The 8246-nt window shown below is 60.1% G+C and carries 4 protein-coding genes and 1 pseudogene; 3 read left to right on the forward strand and 2 right to left on the reverse strand.

The window, feature by feature from the left end; translation table 11 throughout:
* Positions 1-796, forward strand: a 796-nt coding sequence (locus BN871_RS22130; RefSeq protein ID WP_048748899.1) for a C40 family peptidase, incomplete at its 5' end; no start/stop codon positions are given.
* A 392-nt stretch (positions 797-1188) separates the two neighbouring features.
* On the opposite strand, the gene BN871_RS22135 is transcribed toward BN871_RS22130, so the two are convergent.
* Both BN871_RS22135 and BN871_RS22140 read right to left on the reverse strand, forming a co-directional pair.
* Positions 1189-2607, reverse strand: coding sequence for an NAD-dependent malic enzyme (locus BN871_RS22135; RefSeq protein WP_021877324.1), 1419 nt, complete (start codon positions 2605-2607; stop codon positions 1189-1191).
* 116 nt (positions 2608-2723) lie between these two features.
* Positions 2724-3842 (reverse strand): UDP-N-acetylglucosamine--LPS N-acetylglucosamine transferase, encoded by a 1119-nt coding sequence (locus tag BN871_RS22140; protein ID WP_048748901.1) that lies wholly within the window; start codon positions 3840-3842, stop codon positions 2724-2726.
* A gap of 177 nt (positions 3843-4019) precedes the next feature.
* Here BN871_RS22140 and kapB point away from each other — a divergent pair, with 177 nt between their 5' ends.
* The gene (gene kapB, locus BN871_RS22145) at positions 4020-4412 is read left to right on the forward strand and encodes a sporulation phosphorelay system protein KapB (RefSeq protein WP_021877327.1); all 393 of its coding nucleotides are present in this window, start codon (positions 4020-4022) and stop codon (positions 4410-4412) included.
* A 669-nt stretch (positions 4413-5081) separates the two neighbouring features.
* A pseudogene (gene gltB, locus BN871_RS22150) lies at positions 5082-8246 on the forward strand (glutamate synthase large subunit); the annotation flags it as partial.

Genomic DNA, 8246 nt, shown 5'->3' on the forward strand with positions numbered 1-8246 from the left:
GGGCGGCAGCACCGCCGCCGGAGCGGGAAGCGGCAGCACCGCCGCATTCGCTCCGAACGCCGTTACTGTTGCGGCCGTGACGCTGCGCAAGGGACCGTCGTCGTCCTACGACCAGATCCGCAACCTGAAGATCGGAGAGTCGATCCAGGTGACAGCTGTGCCGAACGGCTACTGGTACATGGTCAAGGATTCGGCCGGTGTCACGGGTTACGTCAGCTCCGACACCAAATATATTTCCGTTACGGGAACGCTCCCCGGCGGCGCCGCCCCAAGCCCGCAGCCTTCCGTCCCGACTCCGAATCCAGCACCGACTCCGCAGCCTTCCACGCCATCGGCGGGGACAAGCTTGAGTCCGCAGGCCTCCGAGCAGATCGAGGCCGTCATCAATGCCGGACTCAAGTATCTGGGAACGCCTTACGAGTACGGTTCCAGCCGCAGCGACACGTCTACGTTCGACTGTTCGGACTTTGTCCGGCAAGCCTTCCTGGACGCGCTCAGCCTGCAACTGCCGGTGGACTCCAGGGGACAAGGGCAATATGTGTTGGATCGAGGCGCTTATACGACGGACTGGAACTCCCTCAAGAGAGGGGATCTCATGTTCTTCGTGTCGTCCGGGACTAAGGTGAACAGCTCCGGTCCTTTGGATTCGTCGATCATTACGCATGTAGGCATGTATCTCGGGGACAACAAGATCCTGCAGACTTACTCCAAGGAATCAGGGGGCGTGCAGGTCACGACGGTATCTCCGACATCCAACTGGCAGTTCCGCTTCCTCTTTGGCGGCAGCGCTGTCTAAAACAAACGAACAAGCAGGGCGCCATCCCATGGGAGTGGTGCCCTGCTTGTTTATTATATATCCACTCAACCGGGAGCCCCCGAGCAGAATAAGCCGAAAAAATCGTCTTATTCGCCTCAACCGAGGGCTCCCGAGCCGAATAAGCCGAAAAAATCGTCTTATTCGCCTCAACCGGGAGCCCCCGAGCGGAATAAGCCGAAAAAATCGTCTTATTCGCCTCAACCGGCTCATTCCGCTTCAACCGGCTCATTCCGCCCAATAGGCACATCCCGCCCAACCGGCTCATTCCGCCCAATAGGCACATCCCGCCCAATCGGCTCTCTCCGCTGAACCGACGAAGCCCCGCCGGGCTGGACAACCTTCTGTCCGGCCTAACAGGGCTTCGGTATGGCTTACAGAGCGTCCTTCGGATTCCGGCGGGCGACGCCGCTGGCGCGAGCCGCCTGGACGACGCGGCGGCGGACTTCCTCGACGACCTTGGCGTTGAACACGCTCGGGATGATGTAGCTGCGGCTCAGCTCGTCTTCGCCTACCGTGGAGGCGATCGCTTCGGCCGCGGCAAGCTTCATCTCCTCGTTGATCGTAATTGCGCGGCAATCGAGAGCGCCGCGGAAGATGCCGGGGAAGCACAGCACGTTGTTGATCTGGTTCGGATAGTCGGAGCGGCCCGTCGCGAAGACGGCGACGATGTCCTCCGCTTCCTCCGGACGAATCTCCGGCTCCGGATTGGCCATCGCGAACACGATCGGCTGCTCGTTCATCGTCTGCACCATATGGCGCTTGAGAATGCCGCCGGCCGACAGGCCGATGAACACATCCGCTCCGGCAATCGCTTCGGACAGTCCGCCGCTCACGCGATCCGGATTGGTGTTGCCGGCGTACCAGTTCCACATCGGATGCGCGTACTCCTTGTCCGCCGTCAGAATGCCCTCGCGGTCGACGCCGAGCACGTTGCGGGCTCCGCCGGCCAGCAGCATCTTGGTGCAGGCCGTTCCTGCCGCGCCGATGCCGCAGACGACGATCTTGGCGTCCTCGATCCGCTTGCCCGTCAGGCGCAGAGCGTTGAGCAGCCCTGCGTACAGGACGACAGCCGTGCCGTGCTGGTCATCGTGGAAGACCGGAATGTTCAGCTCTTCGCGCAGCCGCTCCTCGATCTCGAAGCAGCGCGGAGCGGAGATGTCCTCCAGGTTGATGCCGCCGAAGCCTGGCGCGATGGCTTTTACCGCGGCGATGATCTCTTCCGTATCCTGCGTGTCCAGGCAGATCGGGAAGGCGTCGACGTCGGCGAATTGCTTGAACAGCATCGCCTTGCCCTCCATGACCGGCATGGCCGCTTCAGGACCGATGTTGCCGAGGCCGAGCACAGCGCTTCCGTCGGAGACGACGGCGACCGTGTTGCGCTTGATCGTCAGAGAGAACGCTTTGGAAGGATCCTCATGGATAGCCGTACAGACGCGGGCGACCTCCGGCGTGTAAACCCTCGACAGATCGTCGCGGTTTTGGATCGGCGTTTTCGGCTGGATCGTGATCTTGCCGCCAAGATGGAGCAGGAAGGTGCGGTCGGAGGTGTTGATGACGCGGATTCCGTTGATCAAGCCGAGCGATTTGCCGAGCCTTTCCGTCGTTCCGGTGTCTTTGACCTTGACCGTCAAGTCGCGAGTCGTGCTGCCCTTGCTCGTCGAAATGACGTCGATGGCGATCACGTCGCCGCCTGCGGCTTCGATCGCCGATACGACGGAGCTGAAATTGGTACCGCTCTCAATTTCGAGCCTGACAATGACTGTTTTTCCATCCAACGCTTTGTTATCCATGCGCTCATCTCCTCAGGTGAGCCTCTCCGCCGCAGCGGGAGGCGTGTGTAGTCATGTTCCGGCAGAAAGAAAGCCGGATTGTGTATAGTTCATGTTCCAGCAGAAAGCCGGAGCCGTCAATGCATCAGCCGCAAGACGGCAGTCGGGCATTCCAGGGGGTCGTACTGCTGATTGCGCTTGCTCATGAGAGTCTGCCTGTACTCTCCGGAGCTGTAGGGCTGCTGGATCATCCGGAACCACTTGTCGATCGTGCCGGACGAATGCAGCATCTCCCCGAAGCCGCTGCGGATGAAGTACTCCAGATTCTCTTCCTCCTGGCCGGGTATCGGCTTGTGGAAGAGCATCGGGATGCCTTTGCTCATGCCCTCGGTGCAGGTCATGCCTCCCGGCTTGGTCACGAGCAGATCGGAGGCGTCCATGAGCTTGGATATCTCCTTCGTGAAGCCGAGCACGCGGATGTTGGGATGGACGAAGCGGGGATCCTCCAGCATGGCTTCGCGGGATTTTCCGTTCGTGCCCGTGCAGAAGATCAGCTGGACTTCCTCGCGCCATCGCGTCATGTACGTGATGAACTCGTCTTCTTCTTCCATCAGGCCCCATCCGCCGCCCATGACCAGGACGGTCGGCATCGCTTTGAGTCCAAGCTCCCGCTGCGCTTCCGCTTGATTCTGGGCTTGCCAGAACTGGGGATGAACCGGTATGCCGGTGACCTCGATTCGGGCCGGCGGGATTCCCCGCTCCATCAGCTTGCGCTTGACGACGGGCGTAGAGACCAGATAATGGTTCACTTCCGGGCTGGCCCAGGTGCCATGGGCGTCATAATCGGTGATCAGCGTATATAAAGGCACATCGAGTCCGAGCCTTTTGAGCCGTGCGACAGCCGCATTGGGCCCCGGATGCGTGCAGACGATGATCTCCGGCTTGAGCTGCTGGATGACCTGCTCGGTCTGCGTATAGAAGATCCGGTGAATGGCCAGCTGCGTGAACCGGTTGAAGGAACGCTTATAATTGGTGCGGTACATCATGCCGACCAGCTTAGGCTGCTTGCCTACGGTTTTGCGGTATGCGGACATGATCAGCGGGGCCAAGACCGGATTAAGGAATTTACCCAGCTCGAGCACCCGTGTCTGGACATCCGGAGACAGCTGCCTGAGTCCGGCAGCGAGCGCGTAAGCCGCTTGCGTATGACCGGATCCGAACCCCTCTGAGAGCAACAGCACCCTTTTCTTGCGCATGCACTCACCTACTTTTCTCTATCCCAATATTACGACGAGCGCGGTAGGAAAGACAAGCATGGGAGTTGGGAGTTGCATCCAGCCCTGCTTCTCCGATATTCTTGGCATGACGGATCGAACCGCTGTACCCGCCTTTGACGCCATCCGGAAACCCTATATAAGGAAGGATAATTTCAAATGAACGAACAACGACAGCCGGTCTCCGAGGGAGATCTGGTCCGATTCACGTACAAAACGGGAACCTACGCCGGCAGGGTGGCCGAGACCGGATCGCCTCGCTGCGTGGTCGAGACGCTTGCCGTGCTGCGCCATCCCGACCAGGGAGACCTTCATCATCCCTACGATCCGGACGTTCCGATGTTCCATGAGCGCCGCGCCTTGTCGCATCGGGAGAAAGCGCTCGTCCTGCTTCGCGATATGGAGCCGTTCCGGGGAAGCGGGATTCCGGATTACAAGGAATCGCTCGCTGCAGCGGTGCGCCTCTCGCTCGGCGAGCTGGAGCGTCTGGAGCGCTGGTCGGCCCGCGCGCGGGAGACGCTGCAGGATGTGGCGAAGGACTACGGTCTTTAGGAAGCGGCCAGCGGAATTCCAGCGGGAATGAATATCCTTTATTTTGAAGCCTTTCGCCTTTATGCGGCGGAAGGCTTTTTCATCTCCATCCAGGTGCATAAAGCGTATAAAAATGTTCTTCCTTCCTGGCTGCGTCAGGGTAGAGCGTTTTCATTTGTCGCAAAAGGGCGCCGATTCGGACAATTTGCATGTCTATACATGTCTTTGTTTACTCAAAGTTAACATGAACTGTGATCTTATTGGGAGGAAACGGCTTGCCTCAAAGTTGTTGTACCCAACTGGACCGGCGATGTGATACGATGAATGCAGAATCGACGCTGTACTGTGCCAAAGCGGCCGCCCGGCGCTCCCAAACCCTTGCCTGATAAGGCGTACGGGCGATAATGAACGATATTAATAATCAGGTTTATAAAAAGAATTACATTGATATGCCCCGTTCAGGATGATAAAATCAACGAATAACTATCGTTTCCGGAGTGTATTTCCGCTTCCTGAGCTCCATGCCGTGACCGATTATTTCTGCCAAGTTAACAACTGGACAGCCAAGCTTGAATATGAATTCGTATGCATTTTTATACATTTCGGCCGCCTTCATCCGAACCGTATACGGAGGACCTTCTGCCTGCTGTCCGTTCTTATATCTATCCTCCGACAGAAAGGTTGCATCCGATGAACAGGAAAATGACTGGATTGCCGCCGAAACAAGGCCTCTACGATCCGCAGTTCGAAAAAGACGCTTGCGGCATGGGATTTGTGGCGAACATCAAGGGAGTACCATCCCATACCATCATACGCCAGGCGCTCACCGTCCTGGAGAACATGGAACACCGCGGCGGCCAGGGCAGCGAGCCCAACACCGGCGACGGCGCAGGCATCCTGCTGCAGATTCCGCACGGCTTCTTCAAGCGCGAGCTGTCCGCCCAAGGCATCCAGCTCCCGGCTGAAGGCGCTTATGCGGTCGGCATGCTCTTCCTGCCGCAGGACCCGTCCGTGCGGGAGCGGCTTGAGAACAAGCTGGAGACGATCATCGCCGAGGAAGGCCAGTCGCTGCTCGGCTGGCGCACCGTGCCGACCAACGACGAGTTGCTCGGAGAATCGGCCCGCAAGGCGATGCCTTTCGTCCGCCAGGTGTTCATCGCGCGCAGCGCGGAGCTCTCGGAAGAGCTGGCATTCGAGCGCAAGCTCTATGTCATCCGCAAGCGCTCCGAGCTCGCGATCCGCTATGCCGGCGAAGAAGGCGGAGACATGTTCTATTTCCCGTCCCTCTCCAGCAAGAAGATCGTGTACAAAGGCATGCTGACGACGGAGCAGGTCCGCTCCTTCTATGTGGAGCTCAATGACGAAGCGATGGAGACGGCGCTTGCGCTCGTCCACTCCCGCTTCAGCACGAACACGTTCCCGAGCTGGGAGCGCGCCCACCCGTACCGCTACCTGATCCACAACGGCGAGATCAACACGCTGCGCGGCAACGTCAACTGGATGCATGCCCGCCAGTCTCTGTTCGCCTCCGAGCTGTTCGGAGAGGATCTCGACAAGATCAAGCCGATCATCAATCCGGACGGCTCCGATACGGCCATGTTCGACAATACGCTGGAGTTCCTGTACCTGGCCGGCCGCTCCCTGCCGCATGCGGCGATGATGATGGTGCCGGAGCCTTGGTCCAACCACGAGGACATGAGCGACGACAAAAAAGCGTTCTACGAATACCACAGCTGCCTGATGGAGCCGTGGGACGGCCCTGCCGCGATGGGGTTCACGGACGGCACTCAGATCGGAGCGATTCTCGACCGCAACGGCCTTCGTCCGGCGCGCTACTACGTGACCAAGGACGATGTCATCATCCTCGGCTCCGAAGCGGGCACCGTGCACGTAGAGCCGGAGAATATCCTTTATAAGGACCGCCTTCGTCCAGGCCGCATGCTGCTCGTCGATACCAAGGAAGGCCGGATCATCTCCGACGAAGAGGTCAAGGCGGGCATCATTGCGGAGAACCCGTACCGCGAATGGCTCGACGACAACCTCATCAGCCTCGTCGATCTGCCGGATGCCCCGGAGCTGCCGGAGCTCGAGCATGCGACGGTGCAGCAGCGCCAGCAATCGTTCGGCTATACGTTCGAGGATTTGCGCAAGGTTCTGGAGCCGATGGCTTCGAGCGGCGTAGAGCCGATCGGCTCGATGGGCTACGACGCTCCGCTGGCTATTCTGTCCGAACGACCGCAGCGTCTCTACAGTTACTTCAAGCAATTGTTCGCCCAGGTCACCAATCCGCCGATCGACGCCATTCGCGAGGAGATCATCACCGCGACCGGCACCTCGCTCGGTCCGGAGCGCAACCTGCTGAAGCCGGAGCCGGAGAGCGCGCGCCAGATCCGTCTGGAGTCGCCGATCCTCTCCAACGAGGACTTCGCCAAGCTGCGCCATGTGCGCCGCCCCGGCTTCAAGTCCATCACGCTGCCGATCTTCTTCCCTGCCGACGGCGGAGAGGAAGGGCTGCGCAAGGCGCTCGACACGATGTGCGAAGCGGCTGACCGCGTCATCGCCAAGGGCCACAACGTCCTCATATTGTCCGACTTCGGCTCGGATCGCGACAACTGCCCGATCCCGGCGCTGCTTGCGGTGTCCTGCCTGCATCACCATCTCATCCGCAACGGCACGCGTACCCGCGTCAGCCTGCTGCTGGAATCCGGCGAGCCGCGCGAGGTGCATCACTTCGCGCTGCTGCTCGGCTACGGCGTGAGCGCGATCAATCCGTACCTGGCGTTCGAGACGCTCGACGACATGATCCGCCAGGGCATGCTGCGCGGCGTTACGCATGAGAAGGCCGTCAAGAACTTCATCAAGGCCGCGACCAAGGGCGTTCTGAAGATTCTGTCCAAGATGGGCATCTCGACGATCCAATCCTACCGCGGAGCCCAGATTTTCGAGGCGGTCGGCCTGAACGAGGAACTCGTCGACAAGTACTTCACCTGGACGCCATCGCGCATAGGCGGCATCGGCCTGGACATCATCGCCGAGGAAACGCTCAAGCACCACAACCGCGCCTACGCCGAGCAGGAGGGCGCCGAGAAGGAGCTCGACTCCGGCGGCGAGTACCAGTGGCGCAAGGACGGGGAGGACCATCTGTTCAGCCCGCAGACGATCCATACGCTGCAGATGGCTTCCCGCTCGAACGACTACAAGCTGTACAAGAAATTCTCGGAGCTCGTGCAGGGCGAGGACCGCAAGTTCCTGACGCTGCGCTCGCTGCTGGACTTCAAGAAGGACCGCACCCCGGTGCCGATCGAGGAAGTCGAATCCGTAGAGAAGATCATGAGCCGCTTCAAATCCGGCGCGATGTCCTTCGGCTCCATCAGCAAGGAAGCGCATGAGAGCCTGGCCATCGCGATGAACCGCATCGGCGGCAAGTCCAATACGGGCGAGGGCGGCGAAGATCCGGCGCGCTTCATTCCGGATGCCAACGGAGATTCGAGGCGGAGCGCGATCAAGCAGGTCGCTTCGGGCCGCTTTGGCGTGACGAGCAACTATCTGGTCAACGCCGACGAGATCCAGATCAAGATGGCGCAGGGCGCCAAGCCGGGCGAGGGCGGACAGCTCCCGGGACGCAAGGTTTATCCGTGGGTCGCCGAGGTTCGCGGCTCTACTCCGGGCGTCGGCCTCATCTCGCCGCCGCCGCATCATGACATCTACTCCATCGAGGATCTTGCGGAGCTGATCCATGATCTCAAGAACGCCAACCCGCGCGCCCGCATCAACGTCAAGCTCGTATCCGAGGTCGCGTCGGCACGATCGCGGCCGGCGTCGCCAAGGGCCGGGCGGACGTCATTCTCGTCAGCG

The sequence above is a fragment of the Paenibacillus sp. P22 genome, assembly GCF_000469945.2.
GTDB lineage: Bacteria > Bacillota > Bacilli > Paenibacillales > Paenibacillaceae > Paenibacillus_O > Paenibacillus_O humicus.

Excerpts from the sequence above, each read along its gene's own strand:
- BN871_RS22135 (WP_021877324.1), bottom strand. The coding sequence starts at position 2,607 with ATGGATAACAAAGCGTTGGATGGAAAAACAGTCATTGTCAGGCTCGAA.
- BN871_RS22140 (WP_048748901.1), bottom strand. The coding sequence starts at position 3,842 with ATGCGCAAGAAAAGGGTGCTGTTGCTCTCAGAGGGGTTCGGATCCGGT.
- kapB (WP_021877327.1), top strand. The coding sequence starts at position 4,020 with ATGAACGAACAACGACAGCCGGTCTCCGAGGGAGATCTGGTCCGATTC.